Annotated in this window: 21 protein-coding genes; 14 read left to right on the top strand and 7 right to left on the bottom strand. The window is 52.3% G+C overall.

The window, feature by feature from the left end:
- The first annotated feature begins 12 nt into the window (after positions 1-12).
- Positions 13-363: a hypothetical protein gene (locus ACYVI1_RS28035; RefSeq protein WP_460914640.1), complete on the top strand. Its 351-nt coding sequence runs from the start codon at positions 13-15 to the stop codon at positions 361-363.
- Between the two features lies 1 nt (position 364).
- Positions 365-712, top strand: a complete 348-nt coding sequence (locus tag ACYVI1_RS28040) for a hypothetical protein (protein WP_460914642.1) — start codon at positions 365-367, stop codon at positions 710-712.
- A 68-nt stretch (positions 713-780) separates the two neighbouring features.
- Here the strand turns inward: ACYVI1_RS28040 and ACYVI1_RS28045 are convergent, their stop codons facing one another.
- The 3 genes from ACYVI1_RS28045 to ACYVI1_RS28055 are packed head-to-tail and all read right to left on the bottom strand — an operon-like array spanning position 781 to position 3790.
- Positions 781-2022, bottom strand: coding sequence for an FG-GAP repeat domain-containing protein (locus ACYVI1_RS28045; protein ID WP_460914643.1), 1242 nt, complete (start codon positions 2020-2022; stop codon positions 781-783).
- A 48-nt stretch (positions 2023-2070) separates the two neighbouring features.
- On the bottom strand, positions 2071-2916 hold the full coding sequence (locus ACYVI1_RS28050; RefSeq protein ID WP_460914645.1) for an MBL fold metallo-hydrolase: 846 nt from the start codon (positions 2914-2916) through the stop codon (positions 2071-2073).
- A gap of 19 nt (positions 2917-2935) precedes the next feature.
- Complete coding sequence (locus tag ACYVI1_RS28055) at positions 2936-3790, bottom strand: SDR family NAD(P)-dependent oxidoreductase (RefSeq protein WP_460914647.1); 855 nt, start codon at positions 3788-3790, stop codon at positions 2936-2938.
- A gap of 189 nt (positions 3791-3979) precedes the next feature.
- Here ACYVI1_RS28055 and ACYVI1_RS28060 point away from each other — a divergent pair, with 189 nt between their 5' ends.
- From ACYVI1_RS28060 to ACYVI1_RS28075, 4 genes are all read left to right on the top strand, one after another.
- Positions 3980-4546: a hypothetical protein gene (locus ACYVI1_RS28060; RefSeq protein WP_460914648.1), complete on the top strand. Its 567-nt coding sequence runs from the start codon at positions 3980-3982 to the stop codon at positions 4544-4546.
- A gap of 142 nt (positions 4547-4688) precedes the next feature.
- On the top strand, positions 4689-5168 hold the full coding sequence (locus ACYVI1_RS28065) for a hypothetical protein (protein WP_460914649.1): 480 nt from the start codon (positions 4689-4691) through the stop codon (positions 5166-5168).
- Between the two features lie 115 nt (positions 5169-5283).
- Complete coding sequence (locus ACYVI1_RS28070; protein WP_460914651.1) at positions 5284-5694, top strand: hypothetical protein; 411 nt, start codon at positions 5284-5286, stop codon at positions 5692-5694.
- 62 nt (positions 5695-5756) lie between these two features.
- Positions 5757-6695 carry a homoserine kinase gene (locus ACYVI1_RS28075; protein ID WP_460914652.1) on the top strand — a complete coding sequence of 313 codons (939 nt, stop codon included), beginning with the start codon at positions 5757-5759 and terminating at the stop codon, positions 6693-6695.
- Between the two features lie 61 nt (positions 6696-6756).
- Here the strand turns inward: ACYVI1_RS28075 and ACYVI1_RS28080 are convergent, their stop codons facing one another.
- Positions 6757-8055: a lytic transglycosylase domain-containing protein gene (locus tag ACYVI1_RS28080; RefSeq protein WP_460914653.1), complete on the bottom strand. Its 1299-nt coding sequence runs from the start codon at positions 8053-8055 to the stop codon at positions 6757-6759.
- A 98-nt stretch (positions 8056-8153) separates the two neighbouring features.
- The gene (locus ACYVI1_RS28085; protein WP_460914654.1) at positions 8154-8777 is read right to left on the bottom strand and encodes a DUF6134 family protein; all 624 of its coding nucleotides are present in this window, start codon (positions 8775-8777) and stop codon (positions 8154-8156) included.
- Positions 8778-8866: 89 nt separating this feature from the next.
- Here ACYVI1_RS28085 and ACYVI1_RS28090 point away from each other — a divergent pair, with 89 nt between their 5' ends.
- The 7 genes from ACYVI1_RS28090 to ACYVI1_RS28120 all read left to right on the top strand — a co-directional run bounded on the left by ACYVI1_RS28090 (position 8867) and on the right by ACYVI1_RS28120 (position 19505).
- Positions 8867-11257, top strand: a complete 2391-nt coding sequence (locus ACYVI1_RS28090; protein WP_460914656.1) for a glycoside hydrolase family 20 protein — start codon at positions 8867-8869, stop codon at positions 11255-11257.
- Positions 11258-11284: 27 nt separating this feature from the next.
- Positions 11285-12937 (top strand): FAD-binding dehydrogenase, encoded by a 1653-nt coding sequence (locus tag ACYVI1_RS28095; protein WP_460914658.1) that lies wholly within the window; start codon positions 11285-11287, stop codon positions 12935-12937.
- 1013 nt (positions 12938-13950) lie between these two features.
- Positions 13951-15207 carry an HD domain-containing protein gene (locus ACYVI1_RS28100; RefSeq protein ID WP_460914660.1) on the top strand — a complete coding sequence of 419 codons (1257 nt, stop codon included), beginning with the start codon at positions 13951-13953 and terminating at the stop codon, positions 15205-15207.
- A gap of 159 nt (positions 15208-15366) precedes the next feature.
- Positions 15367-16401 carry a UDP-3-O-(3-hydroxymyristoyl)glucosamine N-acyltransferase gene (gene lpxD, locus ACYVI1_RS28105; RefSeq protein ID WP_460914661.1) on the top strand — a complete coding sequence of 345 codons (1035 nt, stop codon included), beginning with the start codon at positions 15367-15369 and terminating at the stop codon, positions 16399-16401.
- Positions 16402-16464: 63 nt separating this feature from the next.
- On the top strand, positions 16465-17859 hold the full coding sequence (locus ACYVI1_RS28110) for a bifunctional UDP-3-O-[3-hydroxymyristoyl] N-acetylglucosamine deacetylase/3-hydroxyacyl-ACP dehydratase (protein ID WP_460914663.1): 1395 nt from the start codon (positions 16465-16467) through the stop codon (positions 17857-17859).
- A gap of 90 nt (positions 17860-17949) precedes the next feature.
- Complete coding sequence (gene lpxA, locus ACYVI1_RS28115) at positions 17950-18744, top strand: acyl-ACP--UDP-N-acetylglucosamine O-acyltransferase (RefSeq protein WP_460914664.1); 795 nt, start codon at positions 17950-17952, stop codon at positions 18742-18744.
- A gap of 140 nt (positions 18745-18884) precedes the next feature.
- A complete protein-coding gene (locus ACYVI1_RS28120) occupies positions 18885-19505 on the top strand; it encodes an ABC transporter ATP-binding protein (RefSeq protein ID WP_460914665.1) in 621 nt (206 codons plus the stop codon).
- Between the two features lie 24 nt (positions 19506-19529).
- Here the strand turns inward: ACYVI1_RS28120 and ACYVI1_RS28125 are convergent, their stop codons facing one another.
- Positions 19530-22031, bottom strand: a complete 2502-nt coding sequence (locus ACYVI1_RS28125; protein WP_460914754.1) for an ABC transporter permease — start codon at positions 22029-22031, stop codon at positions 19530-19532.
- Positions 22032-22143: 112 nt separating this feature from the next.
- Positions 22144-22836 carry an ABC transporter ATP-binding protein gene (locus tag ACYVI1_RS28130; RefSeq protein WP_460914666.1) on the bottom strand — a complete coding sequence of 231 codons (693 nt, stop codon included), beginning with the start codon at positions 22834-22836 and terminating at the stop codon, positions 22144-22146.
- A gap of 148 nt (positions 22837-22984) precedes the next feature.
- On the opposite strand from ACYVI1_RS28130, the gene ACYVI1_RS28135 reads away from it, so the two are divergent.
- Positions 22985-23698 (top strand): arylesterase, encoded by a 714-nt coding sequence (locus tag ACYVI1_RS28135; protein ID WP_460914667.1) that lies wholly within the window; start codon positions 22985-22987, stop codon positions 23696-23698.
- The last annotated feature ends 97 nt before the right edge of the window (positions 23699-23795 follow it).

Here is a 23795-nt window from a genome sequence, read left to right on the forward strand (position 1 = left end):
ATTCACTATACCATGGAAGAAATTGGAACCACACTTGAACGACGAATGCTCACCGATACCTTAGGTGCCTTCGGCGATGGCATTAACAAGACGATGTCTGCCGAGCAGGGTATTTTATTGCTCGAAGGCTGGCTGAATGCACTGCCCGGCGATGTGGGTGCCGAGCGTATCATGGCCGAACTAACGGCCCTGCGGGATCATCTGAAAACGGGCCGATTCGATGGCGAAAAAATCCGCCACCTGCTGCTCGCAATGGCCAGCCACACATCAGCCCTCTCGCACGAACCAATTGTTGACGGCAGAACGGCGTCCCAACTCCAGGAATTAGCCAATGCCCTGCGTAATTTCAGTAACCAACTCTGATATGCTGACTCACGAAGAATCTACCGACCTGCTCGACGCGACCATGGCTATTCTGGAGGTCGAATCACCCGGAACAACTCCGCAAAGCGGTACAGGCGTTATTGATCAGTGGCTGGAGCAACTCCATAAAACGGAAAATGCTACCGACATTGCCAGTACTCTTGAGCAGGTAAAGACGCACCTGACAAATGACCCGATTAATAGCGAACAAGTAAGCCAGTTGTTAACAACATTAGCTACCCAAACTACGGAGTTTAGCGCCCTGATGGGATCTGAAGGCGACATTGCCCCCCGGCTTGAGGGGCTGGCATCGGCCCTGAAAACACTGGCCGGACAAGTAAGCCACTAACGAAACGTTAGGTCGCTGGGTCATGGTCCAATCGGATGGCTGGCGTCCGGCTGGAACCTGAAACTTCATTATGGTTTTAAACCGTTCCAGTAAATCAGCACATTAAGCGTAGCCCGGCCCGATGCGATGAGGTCCAAATCACCGTCCCCGTCGAGGTCGGCGGCTTGCAGATCTTCGCAGGCCATCCGCACGCTGTCGTTGATGGGGTATCCCTGCCAGTTTTTGGTTTCATCGGGTTTGAATAACCGAATGCCTACTTTTTTGTCGGCGTTGGGATTACGCCAGCCAGCTACAATCTGGTCGGAACCAACGCCTAAGAAGTCACCGCAAACCAGCGCATGCCCCTGGCTAAACATGTCAGTTAGTATACTTATTTGTTTGTCAGATACGGATTTGCGAGGTTTTTGAGCCGAATAGAGTCCGCTTTCGACCTGCAATAAATTTCCGTGCATGGGTTGAATGGTGGCTATGTTTTTGCCGTTGTCCAGGCGTCTAATCTCACCAATACCGTCAACGCCTTTATTCAACAAAGGCAGCGCGTTACTGGCCGATTCATCCTCAACGGGCTGCCATTGCTTTTTTCGCCACCGGAAAATAGCTCCCCCCTCCTTTCCGGCAATAATTAAGCGCGTAGCCGAACCATTTTCACCGTCCTCCCAGATTTCAAAATTATGCGTCAGGTGCATGGTTGAGTCAACTAAATGCTGTTTCCAGGGGCCACGCGGATTTTTTGGAAATTCATAGCCCCACACCCGCACACCCCGGCCTTCTCCATTTTTATTCCCCAGACCATGCAAGGGCACCACAACTAACTGATAACTGGTTTTCCCCACTTTGGCCCAGCGCATCCGGTGGGTAGTCACCTCGTGAGGCAGGCGCAGCGGCTCCCAGGGCTGCGTTGGGTCCTGTGGGCGGAGGAGGTAGAAAACCGCTCCCGATTTAGTGCTGTCGGCTGTTTCGGCGGGGTTCCAGCCTGCGCCAACGGCCACTTCTACCCGCCCGTCGCCGTCTATGTCGCGGGCGGCAATGCAGACATTATCCTGCGGAGTCAGGTTAGCCGCCATCACGTGACGTTTCCAATGGGCATCCTTACGGCCCGGATTCTGGTACCAGACAATCTCCTTCTGGTCGGCCAGTAGAATGTCAGGTTGTTTGTCGCCATCCACATCGCCAATAGCCAGGCCGTAGCCAATAGCAATCTGATTATCAACGACCTGAATAGTAAAATTCAGGGCACGTTGCTGGGTAGTATCATTTTGTGCCAGCAGTGGGCAGGCAGCTAACAGATAAAAAATCAGGACGTTTTTCATGATTTGCCGGGTCGGATGATAGGTTGAAAAGCTACGTTACAACCTGTTCTACCGAGTCAGGCTCACTCGTTCACCCAACTGCATTACCCGATAGGGCGTACCATACTGCTCACAGGCCCGAACAAAATCGGCAGGATCGGCGGTGTTGAAGTCAAACAGGTCGTAATGATGCGGGATAACACATGTTGCGCCAATGTCGCGGCCCAGTCGGGCGGCTTCATCGGGATTAAGATTACCCGCCACGCGCCGTTCTGGTTTGTTGCCGTTGATCGGCAGAAACGCTACATCGACGGCAAACGGTCGGAGTACGTCTACCAAGCCTTCGAACCAAAGTGTATCGCCGGAGTGATAGACCCGGTATTGGCCTATTTCGACCACAAACCCCATGAATTTGCAGCGCCCTTCCGTATCGCGTTCGAGTTCATTGTGGGCAGCCGGAACACCATGAAACACAAAATCATCAACCGTTGTCGTTTGATTATCATTCAGACCAGTAGGCCAGTCATATTCTGTTTTCAGCCGGTCGGCGACGAAAGTCCGGTTCGCTTCGGGGATCACCATGCTCAAACCCGAATTGGCAGCAATGAAGGGTAACAGAGTTTCGGCATCGAGGTGATCGGTATGGTTGTGGCTGGAGGTAACCACATCAATCATGTTCAGCCAGGACGGATCAATCACCCGTTCCGATACGCGAACGTGAGGCTTATCGGTACCGGCATATTTGCGGCTCAGCGAATCTGACAGATAGGGGTCAAATACCAGGTGTTTGCCGTTGTGTTGCAGCAAAAAACCACTTTGACCAAGCCACCAGATGTGTAAGTCATCTGGCTGGTTGCGAGCCATTTCGATGTCGGCCAGAAGGGCCGTGTCTTTCTGAAAAGTGGGCTTTAGCATAGTTTGTTTAAAAAACTATTTATTGTTTCAGTCCACTGATTCGCTCCAGAACCCAGTCCAGCGTTCGGTGGGGCAGTAAGCGCGGCAATATCCAGCCCATTAGTTTACCCGGAACCAGGGCATACCGAATATGGGGCCGGGGCGTTTCGTGAATATCGACAAGGCGTTCGCCAAGATAATCAACTGAAAATCCTCTCGCTTCCGCAACTTCAACCTGTTTCAGAAAGCGTTGCATGGCCGGAAAATAAGGTGTATTTTTATAAGGACTCATATCGGTTCCCTTTCCCCAAATTGGGGTTTTAACGGCCCCCGGTCCAACAATAACCACCTTGATGCCGAACAAAGCCAACTCCCGGCGCAGGCTATGCGAAATACCTTCAACAGCGTACTTTGATCCAACATAGGCACCCATAAACGGAATGGCTACCTGACCGTTTACCGAGCTGATGTTCTGAATCCGTCCCGGCTGAACGGGGTGATTTTCACGTGCGCCAAGCAGGGGCAAAAAAGCCTGCGTCACCTGCACCAACCCCATAACATTCACCTCAAAATGTTGCCTGAAGGTATTCATTGACTGGTATTGCAATGGCCCACCTACGGCAATACCGGCATTGTTGATCAATCCACCCAGCCCATCGTTGGCCAGCCGTTCGGATAGCCAGTCCGCAGCTTTCGCTACGGCTTGGGCATCGGTCACGTCGAATAGAAGCGGCACGAAGTTAGGGCCGAATTCGGTTTGTAGCCGATCCGCATCAGTTTTCGTTCGCACACTTCCAAAAACGGTGTAACCGCGCCGGATAAACTGCTTAGCCGCCCCGTAGCCAATGCCGGTCGAAACGCCGGTGATAAGAATGTTTCTGCTGACGGGTTTCATGGCGTAAACATACCCAAAACCCGCTCAACAATCGCCCGTCTGTTGGCGTTATGCAATGAACAATTGGTGAATGAGCGATTGGTGAATGAGTGAATGGTTCCGACTCATCTATTCATTGCCTGACTACCGCACACGGCCATCGGCCTGGTTATTCGGTCATTCACTAATTCGCTAATTCACTCATTAATTATGCAGGACATTGAACCCTTCTACGGCTGGGAAAAATACTACACGGCATCCGAAGACGAGCAGTCGCCGTTTCATGAGCGGGAGTATAATCTACAGCAATATGAGAATACCATTTATGGCTATTATATTCATCCGCTCTGGGATGAGATCGGCTCGGAGACCTTGTATTGCAAGATTCTTTTTGCGAACTATGAGCGGCACTTTGTTGTCATCGAACTCTTTGGCGAATGGAACGACACCCTCCACAACGACATCATGTACCTCAAACGGCAGGTAGTCGACCCGCTTGTGCAACAGGGCATTAAGTATTTCGTGCTGATTGGGGAGAACATTTACAACTTTCACGGCTCCGACGACAGCTATTACGAGGAATGGTTTGAAGACGTGGAGGATGGCTGGATTGCCGCCATTCATTCGCCAGAATTTATCGAGCGCGAGTGGAAAAAATACCACCTCGACTACTACATTAATTTTGGCGGAACGCTCGACATTGCCAACTGGCGGGCACTGCTTCCCGCCAGCCTGTTTGAGTTGGTCAATAGTCTGATTGTACGTCGGTTAGGGTAGTGGCGTTCATTGACCATCCAGTTCGGCCTACTGGTTTTATACCCCCCTTCCCTACGTACCGCCACTCAACAAAAACACCCGGATACCTGTTGTACATTTTGTTTACCTTTCGCTCCCTACTAAACATCCCACGAGTAATCTGATGGAAAACAACGAAAAAACGAAGGCAACCGAACAGGTACAGGCCACCAAAGCGTCCACTGCCGAAAAACTCGAAGCGTTCAAAACGGAAGCGGGCCAGCACCTCAACGCTGCCGCTACTGAACTCGATGAGTTGAAAGACAAGTTAGTAGCGCAGGCTCAGGAGTTTGGCAAAGACATTGATATTGAAGGCATTAAAGCAAAAGCTACCGAGCATTTTGAAGCCGCCAAAGCTGCTACCGCCGAGAACTTAGCCAGCTTACAGGCGCAGGCCGAAACGGCTTTTGCCGCAGCCTCTGCCAAAGCCGATGAACTTGCCGACGTAGCGGAAGATAAATTTGACGAAATGAAGGCCGAAGCCGCTATCCAACTCGAAGCAGCCCAGGTCAAACTCGATGAACTTAAGGCCGAAGCGGCTCTTCAGATCGAAGCGGCCAAAGAAAAAGCGAAAAGCGTCTGGCATCAGTTATTTGGTGAATAAACTTCGCTCACCCCAACCCCTCGCCCTTTGGGAGAGGGGTTGGGGTGAGGGCAACAGGCCAGGCGTTCCAACTGTTTCTCATTAAACAGACTCTATAGGCAAAAATAGAGAAATTATGAACCGCTGGACACTTATGGCAACGATTCTGCTCGGCTTACTAAATTGCCGATCAGATGACTCAATAAAGCCCGTGCATGGCGAAGGACTGGCTGGAACCTGGCTCCTGTATGAAACAGGCTACTCGCCGGGAGCGGGCTACATTGTTGATAAGATTCCATCAAAACCGGCGCAGACCCTGACGTTTACCGCCGATGGTCAGGTGCGGGCACAGGGCGATCAATTGAAATCCTATCAATCGTATACGTCCTTTCGAACCGATACCACGAACAAAATCGTTCAGATTCACTTTTCCCCGAATGTTTCCGGGTATGCAGGTTCTCAGTGGATTACCCTTAAAAATGATACACTTACCCTGCATCCACCCTGCATTGAGGGATGTCATTCAGCCTTCGTTCGGGTAGAATAGACGGGGTAAGTGATTTCCGGGCCAAATCATTACCTTTGCGCTTTGTTGCCCCTTCTTCTATCGTGGATTCTATTCGTGTGTTTGCCCCCGCTACAGTTGCCAACGTAGCCTGTGGGTTCGATATTTTTGGCTTTGCGGTTGATAATCCCGGCGATCAGATTGTACTAACAGCCAGCGAGGAGCCGGGTGTTCGCATTACCGACATTCTTGGCGATGAAGGGCGGTTGCCCCGCGAAGCCAGCCGGAACACGGCAGGAATAGCCATCCAGACCTACCTCAAGCATATTAACCGGCTCGATGTAGGGCTGGACATTGTGCTGCACAAGCAAATGCCGCTGGGCAGCGGTTTAGGCTCCAGCGCTGCCAGTGCGGTGGCGGGTGTATTTGCCGTTAATGAGTTGCTGGGCAGACCATTGCCTACCATGAAACTGCTGCCCTTTGCCATGGAAGGCGAACGGATTGCCTGCGGTTCGGCCCATGCCGATAATGTAGCCCCGTCCTTATTGGGGGGGTTTGTGGTCATTCGGAGTTACCAGCCCCTGGACGTAATCCGAATTGAAACCCCAGCCACCCTGTTTTGCACGCTGGTACACCCCGATATTGAGGTAAATACGAAAGATGCCCGGTTCATTCTTAAAAACGAAGTCTCGCTGAAAAATACCATCACCCAGATGGGAAACGTGGCAGGACTAATTGCGGGCCTGATGACGCCCGACTATAATTTGATTAGCCGTTCGTTGGTCGATGTGATTATTGAGCCGGTGCGGGCCATCCTGATTCCAGAATTCAATGAAGCCAAACAGGCTGCGTTGGACAATGGCGCACTCGGATGCAGTATTTCGGGGTCGGGACCGTCGATGTTCGCCCTGAGCCGCGACGCCCAAACCGCCGAGCAGGTAGGTGCCGCCATGCAGCAGGCGTTTCTGTCGGTTGGCATCACCAGCGAAGCCTATGTTTCCGAAATAAACCGGCAGGGACCCAAAGTAATGAATAATGAGTGAATTGTGAATGAATTATGAGACGTGTCTTTATTCACTCATTCACAATTCACTCATTATTCATTCATAACGCTTCCCACATCAGTTGCCAGCCTTCCAGTCGGATAGGTAGCCCAACACCCGGCTGTTTAGGCTGCCCCGTAGCCACAAGGTTAAGTGGTACCATTTGCTGGGATTGTGCTGTTGTCAGGTGATCGGTGCGGAGGTATACCCGTCCTGATGCTGCGTCCATGATTTCGATATGAGCCTGAATAACGTCGCCAACCGCAAACGCCCGCCCGTTGATCGTTACGGGTTGCACCACCTGAAAAACGCACAACTGTCCATCGGAAAGGGACCCTTCGCTGAGACTGCGCGTGGCTAACCGATCAACCGGCAGAACCGCCTGGGGCGATGACGACGCCATCACTTCTTTAGGTGATTCGGCTATTGATTCAGCCGTTTGTTCATCGTCGGTCTCGGTCAGCAAAACAACGGTCGTCGTCGAATCGGCGACAAAGTTCGCTTCTATTGGTTCCACCCTGACATCAGGGAAATCCGTTTCGCTCATATCGAACGATGCCAGAATAGCCGTTCGCTCGGTCAGGGGCATTGGTGTACTTTCATCGCTCAAATCGGCCAGGTTCTGGCTGCTCAATTGATTACGGTAGGCCTGCGGGCGGGTCAGTAATTCCTTGATAATTACCGCCTGAAATAAATAGGCTTTGGTTTCGGCAGCCCGGTAAGGCAGGGCCATTGGATGCTCGCCCGGATACCGGTTGCTAAGTTGCTGAATATAGGTTGGTCCGGCGTTGTAGGCCGTGGCCACCAGCATCCAGGAGCCAAACTGCTCATACAGTTCAGTCAGGTAGCGGCAGGCGGCATGAGTCGCTTTCTGAAGATTAAACCGTTCGTCGTGCCGACGTGATACCGTTAACCCCAACGATTGCGCCGTTTGGGGCATGAGTTGCCAGAAACCGGCAGCGCCCTTCCGCGAAACGGCCCGATTCGTCACGGCGCTTTCGAGCAGAGGCAGAAACTTGAAATCGGACGGAATCCGGTATTGTTTCAGAATGGGTTCGATAAGCGGAAACACAACCGACGCCCGGCGTTTCAACAGGGCTAAATCGCGGGCATACGCCACTTGCTGGTTCAGGGTGCGGGTCCAGCGGGCAATGATAGCCGGATGATTGGTCGGAATGGTTTCCCCGCAGAAATGAACAGGGCTATCATCGGGTTTACTTAGGGCCGACAGCTTAGTGAGCGTCCTGGTTGACTTTGCGAGACTAAGAGCCAGTAACTGACCCGTTTGTGCAAACGACGAGAGGTGAGTGAGAAGGTTGGTGCCGAAGCCGACGGCAACCATCAGGAGGAGTTTGGTCATTAAACAGCATGAGTTACGGTGGGTATGCTACTAACCGTTCAACCTGAACGACACTCGATACACAGCGGCTTCACACGCTTTTTTCTGACCTTTATTCACTAATCCAGCAGCCGCACAATGAAATTTTTAACTGAATTGTGTTTGACAATTTTCACTAACCGACCGTTTTCGTAGCTGTAGTCGTCAGCCCGGTCGCTAATCACCGCGTGGTAGCCTTTATCTGTCCGGGTCAGGGTGAAATAATCACCAAAATACTCGGCATAGACCTTACTGCGACCCGTTGGTTCGTAAAAGTACAAAAGTGAACTTGTAAAATCAATATTCTGGGTTTCGGTTGCCTGGTGTTTGTACTTATATTGATCAGCTACAATGTCATAATGATCACCTTTCCATTCGGTCCGTGACGCGAAATTTCCGCGATTTGTGCGGGCATCAACGGTTGCCAGAGTCAATTTTTTGCCATCAAACTGGTTCACCGTTTTATAATAAATTTTTACGGTATAGACCAGCAAATTCACCTTTACATCGCTAATGAGGGTGTAGGTTGTGCGATTGTCGGCCAGTGGCTGCCGCATGGCGGTCATGGTCCCCACCCGGATGCCTGCCATCTCAATGGCGTAATGATGCGTTTCGGCCGGGCCGGTTCCCGTCGATATCTGGGCCGTTGCCGTGGTCAGGAGCAGGCAAAAAATCAGGGTAACCAACCAATTTGTCAACGTCATTGGGAATAATAAATAGGGTATTCAATCGTAACTAACAAACGATTAACGACTATTGCAAGCAAAAGTAATACCCACCGTCATCGCTTATTATGGCCACCCGTCTCGTACTCAGCCTTTTCCTCCTTACTCAGCTAACTCTTGCCATTGGTCAGGTTACCGACCGGTACACGATTATTCCCCGACCGGCCCAGCTTGAACCCCGCGCCGGTGAATTTACCCTTACTGGTGCCACTACCCTACTGGTGCCCGCTGCTCAGCCTGCGATCAAAGTCATTGTCGATGCGTTTGCCAATCAAATCAACCGGAGCAGCGGCCTGGCCCTTTCCGTGCATATGGCTACAGGCAAGTCTGATGACCTTACATCACCGGAGAATCGAATTGTGTTTGCTCTCACGCGCGACACGACGATGGGTGATGAAGGCTACCGAATCGACGCAACCGAAAAGTGGGTAACCGTCGAAGCGTCTACCCCTAAAGGAATTTTCTATGCTGTTCAGACGCTCTATCAACTCCTGCCGCCCGCTGTGTTGGGCGCAGGGCAGGGGGCCGCAAGCCGGGTTATATCGCCTGCCCCGCGCTCCCCGCTGCTTGCCCTACCCGCCTGCCGGATTCAGGACAAACCCCGCTACAGCTATCGGGGTATGAGTCTGGATGTGAGCCGCCATTTTTTTTCGGTAGCGTTCCTCAAGAAATACCTCGATTTGATGGCCCTGCATAAATTCAATAATTTCCACTGGCACCTGACCGACGACCAGGGCTGGCGCATTGATATCAAAAAATACCCCAAATTAACGCAGGTCGGATCGCAGCGGCATGAAACGATTATTGGCCACTATGATGACGCTGACCCGCAGGTGTTCGACGGAAAACCCTACGCTGGTTTTTACACCCAGGACGAGATTCGCGAGGTCGTGCGCTATGCCGCTACAAAGTATATTAACGTCATCCCCGAAATTGAGATGCCCGGCCACGCGCTGGCGGCTTTAGCCGCCTATCCCGAACTGGCCTGTTCGCCCGGCCCTTATCAGGTGGCAACGAAGTGGGGCGTGTTTGAGGATGTGTTTTGCCCCACCGAAAAAACGTTTGCGTTTTTGCAGGATGTACTGACGGAAGTGATGGACCTGTTTCCGGGCAAATACATTCACATTGGCGGAGACGAGTGCCCGAAAACCGCCTGGCGAAAAAGCCTATTCTGTCAGCAGCTTATCAAACGCGAACGGCTGAAAAACGAGCACGAACTACAGAGTTACTTCATCCGGCGAATCGACAAATTCGTAACGGCCAAAGGTCGCCGGATTATTGGCTGGGATGAGATTCTGGAGGGCGGCTTATCGCCCAATGCCATGGTCATGAGTTGGCGGGGAATCAAAGGCGGCATTCAGGCAGCCCGCCAACGCCACGATGTGATTATGACGCCGGGGTCGTTCTGCTACTTCGATCATTATCAGGGCGATCCGGCCCAGGAGCCAACGGCTTTCGGTGGCGCATTACCCTTAGAAAAAGTGTATTCTTACAACCCCACGCCCACCGTATTGTCGCCCGCCGAAGCCACGCATATTCTGGGCGCACAGGGCAACATCTGGACGGAATATATTGCTACGCCCGACCAGGCCGACTACATGATTTGGCCCCGTGCTGCTGCGCTGGCCGAGGTGGTCTGGACGCCCATCCCGCAGAAAAACTACGATGATTTTACCCGTCGGCTATCAACCCATTTCGAGCGGTTAGCCATTTTGAACGTCAATTACGCCCGAACAATTTATGATGCAAGCCTGTTGGCCAAACCCACACCCGAAGGCAGGGTAGAGCTAACGTTATCGGGAGGCAAACAATGGGGAGCCTGGCTGCCGGAAATTCGCTACACGCTCGATGGCAGCATTCCATCGGGGGAATCACCCCGGTACGAAAAACCGTTTCTGCTCGACAAATCCACAACCGTTCGAGTCGCCACATTCAACAAGGGCAAACACCTAAACGAGATGGCGAAGGTAAAAAACGACTATATCGTCTCGAAAGCGACGGGCAAGCCTTATACCCTGCTAAACGCCCCGACCAGCGGTCGGCCCGACCGACAGTATAGCCTAACCGATGGCATGACGGGCGGCATGGGTGGCTACGAGGTCGCGGGGGTGGTTTCGTTCAAAAATGACATCAACCTCGTGATCGACCTCAGTCAGGTGCAGCCGGTAGAGAGTGTTCGGGTAGGGTTTCTGAAGTACACGGCCCGGGATATTTGCCTGCCCAAACAGGTCGAGATTTCGGTGTCGGAGGATGGAAAAGCGTTCAAATCTGTACTCATCGCGAAAACCAATGCTGCCGAAGGGGGCAAACGGGCCATTGTCCGGCTCCCCTTCGACTTCACGCCAACATCGGCCCGATACATTCGGATCATTGCCAGGCACGTGGGGCGGGTTCCGGCGGGGCTTCGCAATCCCGGTAACGTGGCCCAACTGGCGGTGGATGAGGTGGAGGTTAAGTAGGGAGTACGATAACATACTTTTAGGCAAATGGATACAGATGTAATCGTCGTTGGAGCAGGGCTGGCGGGGTTGGTAGCAGCCGCTGAGCTTGCCGACGCGGGCAGGCGGGTGCTTATTGTCGATCAGGAGCCAGAACAAAACCTGGGCGGACAGGCATTCTGGTCGTTTGGGGGGTTATTTTTAGTTGATTCCCCCGAGCAGCGTCGGTTGAGAATTCGCGATTCGTATGACCTGGCGCTTACTGACTGGCTGGGCAGCGCCGGTTTCGACCGACCCGAGGACCACTGGCCCCGACAATGGGCCGAGGCTTATGTTGCCTTCGCAGCCGGAGAAAAACGGTCCTGGCTGCGCCAGCAGGGTATTCGTTTCTTTCCCGTTGTTGGCTGGGCCGAGCGCGGAGGCTATGGCGCCATCGGCCACGGCAACTCGGTTCCCCGGTTTCACGTTGCCTGGGGCACAGGCCCCGGCGTGCTGGCTCCTTTTGAGCACCGCGTCCGTGAAGCGGTAAAACGCGGCCTGATTACCCTGAAATTTCGCCATCGGGTCAACGAATTAACGCTGACCAACGGCATCGTCAATGGCATCCGGGGCGACATACTTGAACCCAGCCTGGCCAAACGCGGGGAGAAAAGCTCGCGTGTGGTCGTGGGTGAATTCACGTTTCAGGCGCAGGCTGTTATCGTCACATCGGGCGGTATTGGCGCTAACCACGACCTGGTTCGCCAAAACTGGCCGAAGCGGTTAGGCGAGCCACCTAAGCACATGTTGTCGGGTGTGCCAGAGCACGTAGACGGGCGTATGCTGGCCATTTCCGAAGCCGCCGGGGCCAACCTGATCAACCGCGACCGGATGTGGCACTATACCGAGGGCATTCAGAACTGGAACCCCATCTGGAGCCAGCACGGGATTCGTATTCTGCCCGGCCCCTCCTCAATGTGGTTCGATGCGGCTGGTAATCGGCTGCCTGTTCCCTTATTTCCGGGCTTCGACACGCTCGGCACACTCCGGCACATCCGAACAACGGGCTACGACTACACCTGGTTTGTGCTGAACCAAGCCATCATCAAAAAAGAATTTGCACTGTCGGGTTCCGAGCAAAACCCTGATTTAACGGACAAAAGCTGGCGGCAGGTGCTGGGCCGGGCTACGGGCAAAGCGGCCCCCGGCCCGGTCGAAGCCTTCAAAAAGCACGGCATTGATTTTATTGTGAAAGACAACCTGGCCGACCTCGTGGCAGGCATGAACGCGCTGACGGGCGAAAACCTCATTGATTTGGCATCGCTCGAACGCGAGATAGTTGCCCGCGACCGCCAGATTCTCAACCCCTTCAGCAAGGATTTACAGATTACCGCCATTCGGGGAGCGCGCCAGTACCTCGGCGACCGGTTGATACGAACCGTTAAACCACATCCATTACTCGACCCGGCCGCCGGACCCCTGATTGCTGTTCGGTTGCACATCCTGACCCGCAAGACGCTGGGTGGCCTCCAAACCGACTTATCGGGCCGGGTATTGAGCGCTGATGGTGAACCCATTCCCGGTCTGTATGCTGCTGGCGAAGTAGCCGGATTCGGCGGGGGTGGAATGCACGGCTACCGGGCTTTAGAAGGCACATTTCTGGGTGGGTGCATCTTTTCGGGTCGCACCGCTGGTCGGGCAGCGGCTGAAGCTGTAGGTTAATTTCTGAGTGATTGGTCAAACAAAAAACCTCCACATCATATAGACATGGAGGTTTTTTGTGGGCCAGCCAGGACTCGAACCTGGGACTTACTGATTCACTTTCCTCTGGTTTCCCAAAGTAGTTGGACTATCTCATCACCCTCGTCTGACCTTAAAAAGTCAATCGTTAGGGCGGGGGGCGTTAGTAGAAGCGTATTGGTTGGTTTCCTCACTTCTTAGTCTCTGCACCGTTTAAGCTACCGTATCGGCGGACCGATTTTCTAACCATTCGCCTAATTTGGCTCAGGATTACCATCAGCATACTCTGCAAAAAGCATCTGGTAAGGCTTCCCTGAATTAACCCCCTGCTCATCCTGTGATTTCTCACGGGAGGCACCAGCGACTATTCGTTGTACATTGTGAAAGGTGAGTTCCGGGTTATGTTCTTCTGCATGGCAGTTGGAACATACTAATTAACACTTGTTTGCTTCTTCAGCAATCAGACTCCATTTCTTATTAGACAAAATGCGCGAGTCTAATTTAAATGACTTCTGATACGAATCAACATGATGAAAGTGTAGAGCGGAAATGTTTGCACAATAACCGCACCGGACACACTTACCACCCAACAGACTGATTAACTTGAGTTTGCAATCAAGTGACCGAATCGTTTGGGAGTGATATGTATTTGTCTGTGCCTTTACCCGGTGATAGTGATCTTTCTGCTTACATGTGTTACCACAATACTTCTGCTTCTGACCATCAATAGGCTTCGCACAAACCACACATACTCTTTTCATAAACCAAGTCGTTAAGTACTCAATTTACAAAAAAATAGTTATTTCACAATATCAAAGAACAATACTTCGATGAGTCAGGCACTCTAACCAACTGAGTTACAAGCCCATTGCTGATTGATTGCTCAGATTCAGCGATGCAAATTTACGAATTTTTTGACAGTATTGCAGAACTGGTTGGATTTTCAATGCACAATCTCAAAATCCTGTAATCCTAATCTGAACTATCTTTGCCTGATGGCAACGCCTAACAAGAAGAAAATTCTAAATGACCCCGTTTACGGGTTTATTACCATCCCGACGGAGTTGCTCTTCGATTTGGTTGAGCACCCTTACTTCCAGCGACTTCGGCGGATTAAGCAGTTGGGTCTGTCGGAGTACGTTTATCCGGGCGCTTTGCATACACGCTTTCATCACGCGCTGGGGGCTATGCACCTGATGGGCCAGGCCATGAGCACGCTGCAAAGCAAAGGCCACCGCATCAGCGATACGGAGTGCGAAGCCGCCCAAATTGCCATCCTGCTGCACGATGTTGGCCATGGGCCGTTCTCGCACGTGCTGGAGTGCTGTTTGCTGGACAATGTGCCGCATGAAGCGATTTCGCTGATGATCATGCACGACCTCAACCACCAATTTGGGGGAGCCTTATCGCTGGCTATCCGCATGTTCGATGGCACCTATGAGCGCCCCTTTTTCCATCAGCTTATTTCGAGTCAGTTGGACATGGACCGCATGGATTACCTCAACCGCGACGGCTACTATACGGGCGTTGCAGAGGGAGCCATTGGCGCTGAACGCATCATTAAAATGCTCGATTTAGTTGACGACCAGTTGGTTGTGGAAGCGAAAGGCATTCTGAGTGTTGAGAATTTCCTGAATGCCCGGCGGTTGATGTACTGGCAGGTCTATCTGCACAAAACCTCGATCTGCTGCGAGTCCATGCTGGTGCAGATTCTGCGCCGGGCGCGGTTTTTGACTCGACTACCGAGCCAGGAGCCGATTTTTGCGTCGGATGCGTTCCGGTTATTTCTAAGCAAAAGTGTTTCCCTAACTGATTTTCAGGCGAATTCGATGTACCTCAACGCCTTCACTAAGTTAGATGACTTCGATATCTGGGCGTGTATAAAACAGGGAGCTTCGCATGCGGACCCGGTTTTGTCGATGCTCTGCAATATGCTGCTCGACCGGAAACTGTTCAAAATTATGCTATCGACCGAGCCGTTTGCGGGCGAACTGCTCAACGAACTCGAAGTTCAATTGCACCAAACTGGCCTGCCCGACGACTGGCTGTCGTACTTTCTGGTGGAAGGGCAGGCAACCAACGCGGCTTACCTGCCCTCCGGCGACCGGATTGCCATTAAACTCAAATCGGGCCGGGTCATTGACATTGCCGATGCATCGGACCTGTCGAATATTCAGGTGCTGACCAACATTGTTCGCCGATATTATGTATGCTGGGCGAGGGATTTAGTAATTAGTGACGTAGTGAAATAGCTGCACTGGTAAACAAAATGCCCAGACACACGCCACGACCCGACCTGTTTTACTTACGCCACCTACCTAACCCATTGCGGAAAAGTCCAATTTGTTAGCTACCTTAGCGGCCTGATCGCTCGCCAATAGCGAGTGCTTTGCGACGGCCGTCATACGCATATGAAGTTTACAGTCAAGCAGATTGCCACGCTGCTGGGGGGCGAAGTCGCCGGAAATGAGTCACTGGCAATCACCGGATTAGCTAAAATTGAAGAGGGAAAGCCAGGCGATATTTCGTTTTTGTCGAACCTCAAATATGAGCCGTATATCTATACTACTCAGGCATCGGCGGTAATCGTCGATCAGTCATTCCAGCCTAAAAAACCCGTTGATTCGTCCCTGATTTTTGTGGAAAATTCCTACACGGCTTTTGCACGCCTGTTAGAGGAATATTACAAACAGCTAAGCTTTTCGCGGGTCGGTGTTGAGCAGCCCTCGTATATTGGCGACGAGAGCCGGGTTGGCGAGTTAAGCTACCGGGGGGCGTTTTCCTATATTGGACACAACTGCCAGATTGGCCGAAACGTCAAAATCTATCCACATGCCTACATTGGCAACAATGTTCGCATCGGCGACAACACCATCATCCATCCGGGTGCCCGCATTCTGGATAATTGCCTCATCGGGCAGCATTGCATCATTCACCCCAACGCGGTTATTGGCAGCGAAGGGTTTGGCTTTGCGCCCCAGCCCGATGGTACCTACAAGACCATTCCGCAACTCGGCAATGTGATTCTGGAAGACTGGGTGAATGTAGGCTCCGGGACGACCATTGACTGTGCTACGCTGGGGTCAACCATTATCCGGACGGGCGCTAAACTCGATAACCTGATTCAGATTGGGCACAACGTCGAAATCGGCCGAAACACCGTTATTGCGGCCCAGACGGGCATTTCGGGGTCGACTAAGATTGGCGAAAACTGTGTTATTGCCGGTCAGGTTGGTTTTGCGGGCCACCTGACTATTGCCAACGGAACCAAAGTGGGGGCGCAATCGGGGGTGGGGAAAAGCATTGACGAAGAAAATACGGCCATCAATAGCTCCCCGGCATTCGGCCTTAAAGAAAGTATGCGCTCCTTAGCTGTGTTCCGCCGGTTGCCCTCGCTGGAACAACGACTTTCCAATTTAGAGAAGAAAAATGAAAAACGGTCGTAAGTGACAAGCGATAAGTTGGTTTAAGAGACTTACGACTTACCTCTCACTACTCATAATGTACGAATGAATACCAAACAACAGACGATTCAAAAAGCCGTTTCGGTATCGGGGGTGGGCCTGCACACAGGCGTTCAGGCAACGATGACCTTCCTGCCCGCCCCTACCAATCATGGCTATAAATTCCAGCGCATCGACCTGCCGGGGAGTCCCGTTGTTGATGCCGACGTGGATAACGTTGTCGACCTCTCGCGCGGCACAACCATTGAACAGAGTGGCGCCCGGGTCCACACCGTCGAGCATACGCTGGCCGCGCTGGTGGGGTTGCAGTTAGACAATATTCTGATTCAGTTGGATGGCCCCGAGCCGCCCATTATGGACGGGTCTTCGATTCAGTTTATCGATGCGCTGCGCGATGCCGGTATTGAAGAACAGAATGCGACCCGCAACTATTTTGAAGTCAGTGAATATGTTCATTACCGCAATGCCGAAAAAGACATCGAACTGGCAGCGCTGCCGTTGAACGACTATCGCCTGACGGTAATGGTTGACTATAACTCACGGGTTATCAGCAGCCAGCACGCCTACCTGAACGACATCAGCCAGTTTCCTGAACAGATTGCCAGTTCCCGCACGTTTGTCTTTTTGCACGAATTAGAGGCACTTTACAAGCAGAATCTCATTAAAGGTGGTGACCTCACAAATGCTATTGTGATTGTTGACCGGGATGTGAAAGATGGCGAACTGGATTATTTAGCCGACTTGCTTCATAAACCCAAGGTGAGCGTAAACAAACAGGAAGGCATTCTGAACAACATTCAACTGCACCACCCGAACGAGATGGCCCGCCACAAACTGCTCGACGTAGTTGGTGATTTGGCCCTTATTGGCCGCCCCATTAAGGCCCAGATTCTGGCAGCCAGGCCGGGCCACGCAGCCAATGTGGCATTTGCCAAAAAAATAAAGAAGCTGATTCAGAAAAATGCGGCCAATCAGGTGCCGCAGTACGACTCAACGCAGCCGCCCGTGCTGGACATTAACCGGATATCGCAGTTGCTGCCCCACCGCTACCCGTTCCAGATGATCGACAAAATCATCGCGTTAGACGAAAACAGCGTGGTAGGCCTCAAAAACGTGACCATGAATGAGCCGTTTTTTCCAGGTCACTTTCCGGGCAATCCGGTAATGCCCGGCGTTATGCAGCTCGAAGCAATGGCACAAACCGGTGGTATTCTGGTGCTTAGCACAGTGCCTGATCCCGAAAACTACTGGCCATTTCTGGTCGGGATTGAGAATTGCCGTTTCCGGCGAAACGTTTTGCCGGGAGATACTGTCATCTTCAAGTGCGAATTTACGTCGCCTATGAAGCGGGGCATTGTGAAAATGCAGGGCCGGGGCTACGTTAGCAACCAACTGGTCTGCGAAGCCGACATGATTGCCAGTTTAGTGAAGAAAAAATAATGAATAGTGTACAATGAATAATGCAGGATTAGCTCTCTCCTTCGCCGTTCATTACTCATTGTTCATTACTCATTGTACATTTTTGAAAAAATGATTCAACCATTAGCCTACATTCACCCCGAAGCAAAGATTGCCCACAACGTGGTGATTGAGCCGTTTGCGGTTATCCATAAAGACGTTGAGATTGCCGAAGGATCGTGGATCGGTTCGCACGCAGTTATCAACGAAGGGGCGCGCATCGGCCAGAATTGCAAGATTTATCCGGGGGCTGTTATTTCAGCAACTCCCCAGGATTTGAAGTTCAATAATGAATACACCCGTACCTACATCGGCGACAATACGACCATTCGCGAGTATGCTACCATTAGCCGGGGAACGGAAGAACACTGGAAAACTGAAATTGGGACCCACTGCCTGATTATGGCTTACGCCCACGTAGCCCACGACTGCCGCATTGGTAATCACTGCATTATCACCAACAATGTGCAGATGGCAGGCCACGTTTACATGGGAGACTGGGCTATTATCGGCGGGTCAAGTTCGGTGCTTCAGTTCACCCGCATCGGCGCTCATGCCTTTATTTCGGGTGGCTCACTCGTTCGTAAAGACGTTCCGCCTTTTGCGAAAGCGGCCCGTGAACCCTTGACCTACGTTGGTATTAATTCGACAGGCATTCGTCGACGAGGGTATACAAATGAGCGTATCAATGAAATTCAGGAAGTTTATCGGTATCTATATCTGCGCGGTCTGAACAATGCCGATGCGCTAACCCAGGTTGAACTCGAACTCCCCCCCTCCGATGAGCGCGACGAAATTGTGAACTTTATTCGTTCGTCCGAACGCGGGATCATGCGCGGGCCATCGTCGAACGGAGAGCGGGAGTAAGGCTTAACACCACGGTGAAGTGAAGTTACCACACTATCGTGGCCTGTGTCCCCACAGGCCACTCGACCGAATGGTTGCTATTGCTGACGCATAAGTGGCCTGTGGGGACACAGGCCACGGTGAAGTGAAGTCACGAGGCCATGTTGACGATCAAAACCGAACAAATCGGCAAAAAATACCGAAAAGAGTGGATTTTTCGGGGCGTCGACCTAACGCTTTCCGCAGGCACGAGTTATACGTTCGTGGGGCCAAACGGCAGCGGAAAATCGACACTGCTACAACTGCTGGCCGGGAGTCTGCCTGCCACAGAAGGCCAGTTAACGTATTCGCGGAACGGCAAGCAAATCGACTCTGACAATTGGTTTCGGCAGGTGACCATTGCGGCTCCGTATCTGGAACTGGTGGAAGAGCTGACATTAGATGAATTGCTGACGTTTCATCAAACGTTTAAACCTTTCCGGGCTGGTCTTACGCCCGAAACCGTTGCCGAACGCTTAGCGCTGACCCCTGCCCGCCATAAGGAGATTAAGTATTTTTCGTCGGGAATGAAACAGCGCGTCAAGCTGGGGCTGGCGTTTTTCTCCGAAGCACCCCTCGTTATTCTGGATGAACCAACAGCCAATCTCGACCGGCAGGGCGCTGCCTGGTATCACGAGCAGGTTCGCCAGCTCAGCCCCGATCAACTTCTTTTAATCGGCTCAAATCAGCCCGCCGAATACGATTTCTGCCCAAATGTGCTGGATGTGATGCAGTGGAAGTGAGTGTAAATACGACCCCAGGACTACTTAGCCTTCGGCCCGCAGCACATCCAGTGGTGGGCGTACCAGTACCTCCCGGCTATTGAACACACCAATCAACAGGGTTAATAGGGTTACGACAACTGTAATCGTGAGTAGCGGTATAAAATCGGGTCGGTAAGGCACGTCAAAAACGAATTGTGCCAATGCCCACGTGCCACCAATAGAAAGCAGAATACCCGAAAAGGCTGCCAGTAAACCCAATAAACCGTACTCTAAGGCTGTAATACGCAAAATTTGCCCCCGGCTCGCTCCCAGGGTTCGCAGCAAAACACTTTCGCGCAGCCGCTGGTATTTGCTGATAACCACCGAACTGGCCAGCACTAAAAGCCCGGTCAGAATACTGAACAGCGCCATAAATTGAATGACGAACGAAATTTGACCGAGAATCTCATCGACCGTTTTCAGGATCAGCCCCAAATCGATAGCCGAAACGTTGGGGAAGTTTCTGACCAGCCCAAGTTGCAGTTGAGCCGACGTTCGGTTATCGGGCACGCGGGTCATCAGCACATGAAACTGCGGAGCCTGCTCCAGCACACCCGTTGGGAAAACAATCAGAAAGTTTGTCTGTAGCCGACCCCATTCAACGTCCCGAGTGCCGCCCACAATAACCGGAATTGGGGCACCCTGCACATTGAAATTGAGCGTATCGCCGAGTTTGATATGAAGCCGCTCAAAGAAATCTTTTTCTATGGAAATATACGCATTGCCATTCGCCTGATAGGGCGCTTTTCCCGATGTCAGTTTCTCCGATGAACTGAGCGAGTCGCGGTACGTCACCCGATACTCCCGGGTGAAGGCCCAGTTTGGTGTTTTTGCCGACGTATCCCGACGACTTACCCCAGTCGACTTACCATTGATGTCAGCTAAACGCATCGTTACAACCGGCACATCCTGCATGATGGGTAGTTTTTGCGCGTTCACTAACGACCGAACGCCCGCCAACTGCTCATTCTGAATGTCGAACAGCACCATATTGGGCTGTTTGCCACTACCCGACAGTTCTACCCGACCCAGCAGCAGCCCCTGCGTCAGGTAGAGGGTAGCAATGAGAAAGGCGCCTAACCCAATGGACGTAACCAAGATAAGCGTCTGGTTATTGGGGCGGTACAGGTTGGCCAGACTTTGCCGCCAGACATAACTCCACGAGACCGGAAAAAATCGGCGCACTAACCAGATTAACCCCAGACCGAGGGCTGTGAGAATGCCAAACGCCAGGGTAAGCCCGGCCGTGAAGCCAACAGCCAGCATCAGGTCTTTGGTTTGTAAATACGCAAACCCGACGATGAACCCGATAACCAGCAAATAAACAAGCCACCGCAACGGATCTCTGCCATTCAGGTCATCCTCGTAGGACGAACGCAGGGCGCGGAGGGGCGAAACATTCCGAATGGCCAGCAAGGGTAGCAACGAGAACAGCACCGAAATCAACAACCCGGTACCGATACCGCCCAGAATAGCCGGTACCGACAAGGTCGTCTGGACCGTGATGGGCAGAAAATTGCCAAACACGCGCGGTAAAATCAACTGCACCGCCGAACCCAGAAATGCACCGACACCCGCGCCAAGCAGACCCATAAGTGTCGTCTGGAGCAAATAAATCAGAAACGATTGCCGTCCACTGGCACCGAGCGTTCGCAAAATAGCGACCGACGTCACTTTTTCCCTTACATACAACTGCACCGCGCTGGCTACCCCTACGCAGCCCAGCAACAGCGCCACGAAGGCCACTAAACTCAGGTATTTCGTCAAATCGGCGAAAGAGCGGCCCGTTTGCCGTTTGCGTCCGGCAACGGTATCGTAATTCACGCCCTCTTTATCGAACCGTGCCGCCACGGTTTTAAGGTAGTTCTCAATATCGGTGCCCGAAGGAAACTGGTAGTAATATCGGTAGTTCACCCGGCTGCCGCGCTGCAATAACCCGGTATTGGCCAGAAACTGGTTGGGAATGAATACCGTGGGTGCAACGGTGGCAGCAATGGCTGCCTGCCCCGGTGTTTTGGTCACTCGCCCCATAATCAAAAATGACAGATTACCGACCCGCACCGAGTCGCCGGGCTGAGCGCCCAACTGCACCAAGAGCGCATCGTCGACTAAGGCTACCCGGCTGGCTGCCTGCCGAAACGACGCGATAGCCGAAGCAGGCTGTACCTCCCACGTTCCATAATACGGAAAATTTCCCTGCAACCCTTTCACCTGCGCCAGCCGAACGCCCCCAGTTTTGGGTATGGAAACCAACGACGCAAATGAGACTTCATACGCCCGGTCACGCCCAATGGTTTTGAGCAACTGCTGCGTTTTCGCGGATGGCGGTCGGTTCCACGAAAGGGTGAGATCGGCCCCGAGGAGTTCGCGGGCCTGCTCATCAATGCTTCGGGCCAGATTGTCGCCGAAGGAATTGATAGCTACCAACGCGGCAATGCCCAGCACAATGGCCGACATAAACAACAATAACCGCTGGCGGCTCCGACGACTATCGCGCCAGGCCATACGAAACAGCCAGGCCGAACCTGGACGGGGATAGAGCAACGGATGAAAACGAGGGGTATCCATAGTGAATGTTGAATAATAGAATGACTGAATGATTGTATACGCCAGCTATTCAATCATTCAACAATTCAGTCATTCTATCATTTACCACCGCCCCTCCCTTAATTCGGATAATGCGCTGGGTTCGGGAAGCCAGGTCAAGGTCGTGCGTAACGAGGACAAGCGTTGTTCCGGCCTCGCGGTTGAGTTCAAAGAGCAGGTCGACAACGGTAGCGCTGGTATCGGCATCGAGGTTACCGGTCGGCTCATCCGCGAAAAGCAGTTTAGGGCGGTTGGAAAAAGCCCGCGCCAACGAAACGCGCTGCTGCTCGCCCCCTGAGAGCTGCGTTGGGTAATGGTGTCCGCGATTGCCCAAACCAACTCGGTCGAGCAGTGCCTGGGCGGCTTTTGCGGCTCCTTTCTCTCCCCGAAGTTCGAGCGGCACCATCACATTTTCGAGTGCTGTGAGTGTGGGCAGTAGTTGGAAATTCTGGAAAATAAAGCCCACATATTGGTTCCTGATGGCCGCCCGCTGGTCTTCACTGAGGGTATCCAGCCGAACATCGTTCAGATATACACTGCCCGACGAGGCCCGGTCTAAACCGGCACACAAGCCCAGCAACGTAGTTTTACCACTGCCCGATGGCCCGACAATGGAAAACGTATCGCCCGGTTCGAGGGTAAAATTAACGCCGTGCAGTACAGTCAGGTCACGCCCTCCACTCGAATAGGTTTTCGTAAGATTTTCGACGCGCAGAATACTCATTGGAACGTAAAATTTGTTTAACGTTTCAAGTACCAGGTTTCAAGTTTAACAGCCAACTGCTCCAGCGGCCCGGCTGGAACCTGAAACCTGGAATATGAAACTTTTTATATCCTCTTTTCTTTGTTTAAATCAAACCGACATAAAATCAATGAAGTTCTGCTTAAACCAACAAACGTCCTTTTCTGTGATAAGCGGGCTGATGCTCCTCTTAACGGTCTGGGGATGTGGCTCATCCGAAAAAAAAACGGACGCCAATACGGGTGCTGCTCCATCTACGCAGGCAGCAGCCAATCCAGTCGAGACCGCTAAAAAACAAATTGTGCTGTTCTACGGCAACAGCCTGACAGCCGGTTATGGCGTTGAGCCTTCGCAGGCGTTTCCAGCATTAATCGGGCAAAAAATTGACGCTGCCGGCTTAACGTATCAGGTTGTTAATGCCGGACTGAGTGGCGAAACAACGGCCGGTGGCAAAAGCCGGATTGGGTGGGTTATGCGCCAGCCCGTAGCCGTGTTTGTCCTGGAACTGGGTGGCAACGACGGACTTCGTGGTCTTCCTCTGACAGCAACCCGGCAAAATCTGCAGGCCATTATGGATACCGTCCGCCGGAAAAGCCCGCAGGCAACGATTGTACTGGCCGGTATGCAGATTCCGCCCAACATGGGTACGACTTACGCAGCCGAATTTCGGACCTTGTTTAAGGAACTGGCCGACAGAAACAAGGCGATTCTAATCCCATTTCTGCTCGAAGGCGTGGGCGGTGTGCCAAAACTCAATCAGCCCGACGGCATTCATCCAACACCCGCCGGCCATAAGATTGTGGCCAATACGGTATGGGAAATACTCAGGCCCGTGTTGAAGTGAATTAATCAGTGCAAGATTCCCAAACGGCGTATTTTTGTCATCCCGACGAAGGAGGGCTCATAAAGTCTACTTTTACCGAAGATCTCTCCTGCGTCGG

It is taken from the genome of Spirosoma areae, assembly GCF_054781775.1.

What these genes read in the sequence shown, in the direction of transcription:
- ACYVI1_RS28035 (WP_460914640.1), top strand. Translation starts at nt 13, where the DNA reads ATGGAAGAAATTGGAACCACACTTGAACGACGAATGCTCACCGATACC.
- ACYVI1_RS28040 (WP_460914642.1), top strand. Translation starts at nt 365, where the DNA reads ATGCTGACTCACGAAGAATCTACCGACCTGCTCGACGCGACCATGGCT.
- ACYVI1_RS28045 (WP_460914643.1), bottom strand. Translation starts at nt 2,022, where the DNA reads ATGAAAAACGTCCTGATTTTTTATCTGTTAGCTGCCTGCCCACTGCTG.
- ACYVI1_RS28050 (WP_460914645.1), bottom strand. Translation starts at nt 2,916, where the DNA reads ATGCTAAAGCCCACTTTTCAGAAAGACACGGCCCTTCTGGCCGACATC.
- ACYVI1_RS28055 (WP_460914647.1), bottom strand. Translation starts at nt 3,790, where the DNA reads ATGAAACCCGTCAGCAGAAACATTCTTATCACCGGCGTTTCGACCGGC.
- ACYVI1_RS28060 (WP_460914648.1), top strand. Translation starts at nt 3,980, where the DNA reads ATGCAGGACATTGAACCCTTCTACGGCTGGGAAAAATACTACACGGCA.
- ACYVI1_RS28065 (WP_460914649.1), top strand. Translation starts at nt 4,689, where the DNA reads ATGGAAAACAACGAAAAAACGAAGGCAACCGAACAGGTACAGGCCACC.
- ACYVI1_RS28070 (WP_460914651.1), top strand. Translation starts at nt 5,284, where the DNA reads ATGAACCGCTGGACACTTATGGCAACGATTCTGCTCGGCTTACTAAAT.
- ACYVI1_RS28080 (WP_460914653.1), bottom strand. Translation starts at nt 8,055, where the DNA reads ATGACCAAACTCCTCCTGATGGTTGCCGTCGGCTTCGGCACCAACCTT.
- ACYVI1_RS28085 (WP_460914654.1), bottom strand. Translation starts at nt 8,777, where the DNA reads ATGACGTTGACAAATTGGTTGGTTACCCTGATTTTTTGCCTGCTCCTG.
- ACYVI1_RS28090 (WP_460914656.1), top strand. Translation starts at nt 8,867, where the DNA reads ATGGCCACCCGTCTCGTACTCAGCCTTTTCCTCCTTACTCAGCTAACT.
- ACYVI1_RS28095 (WP_460914658.1), top strand. Translation starts at nt 11,285, where the DNA reads ATGGATACAGATGTAATCGTCGTTGGAGCAGGGCTGGCGGGGTTGGTA.
- ACYVI1_RS28100 (WP_460914660.1), top strand. Translation starts at nt 13,951, where the DNA reads ATGGCAACGCCTAACAAGAAGAAAATTCTAAATGACCCCGTTTACGGG.
- lpxD (WP_460914661.1), top strand. Translation starts at nt 15,367, where the DNA reads ATGAAGTTTACAGTCAAGCAGATTGCCACGCTGCTGGGGGGCGAAGTC.
- ACYVI1_RS28110 (WP_460914663.1), top strand. Translation starts at nt 16,465, where the DNA reads ATGAATACCAAACAACAGACGATTCAAAAAGCCGTTTCGGTATCGGGG.
- lpxA (WP_460914664.1), top strand. Translation starts at nt 17,950, where the DNA reads ATGATTCAACCATTAGCCTACATTCACCCCGAAGCAAAGATTGCCCAC.
- ACYVI1_RS28120 (WP_460914665.1), top strand. Translation starts at nt 18,885, where the DNA reads ATGTTGACGATCAAAACCGAACAAATCGGCAAAAAATACCGAAAAGAG.
- ACYVI1_RS28125 (WP_460914754.1), bottom strand. Translation starts at nt 22,031, where the DNA reads ATGGCCTGGCGCGATAGTCGTCGGAGCCGCCAGCGGTTATTGTTGTTT.
- ACYVI1_RS28130 (WP_460914666.1), bottom strand. Translation starts at nt 22,836, where the DNA reads ATGAGTATTCTGCGCGTCGAAAATCTTACGAAAACCTATTCGAGTGGA.
- ACYVI1_RS28135 (WP_460914667.1), top strand. Translation starts at nt 22,985, where the DNA reads ATGAAGTTCTGCTTAAACCAACAAACGTCCTTTTCTGTGATAAGCGGG.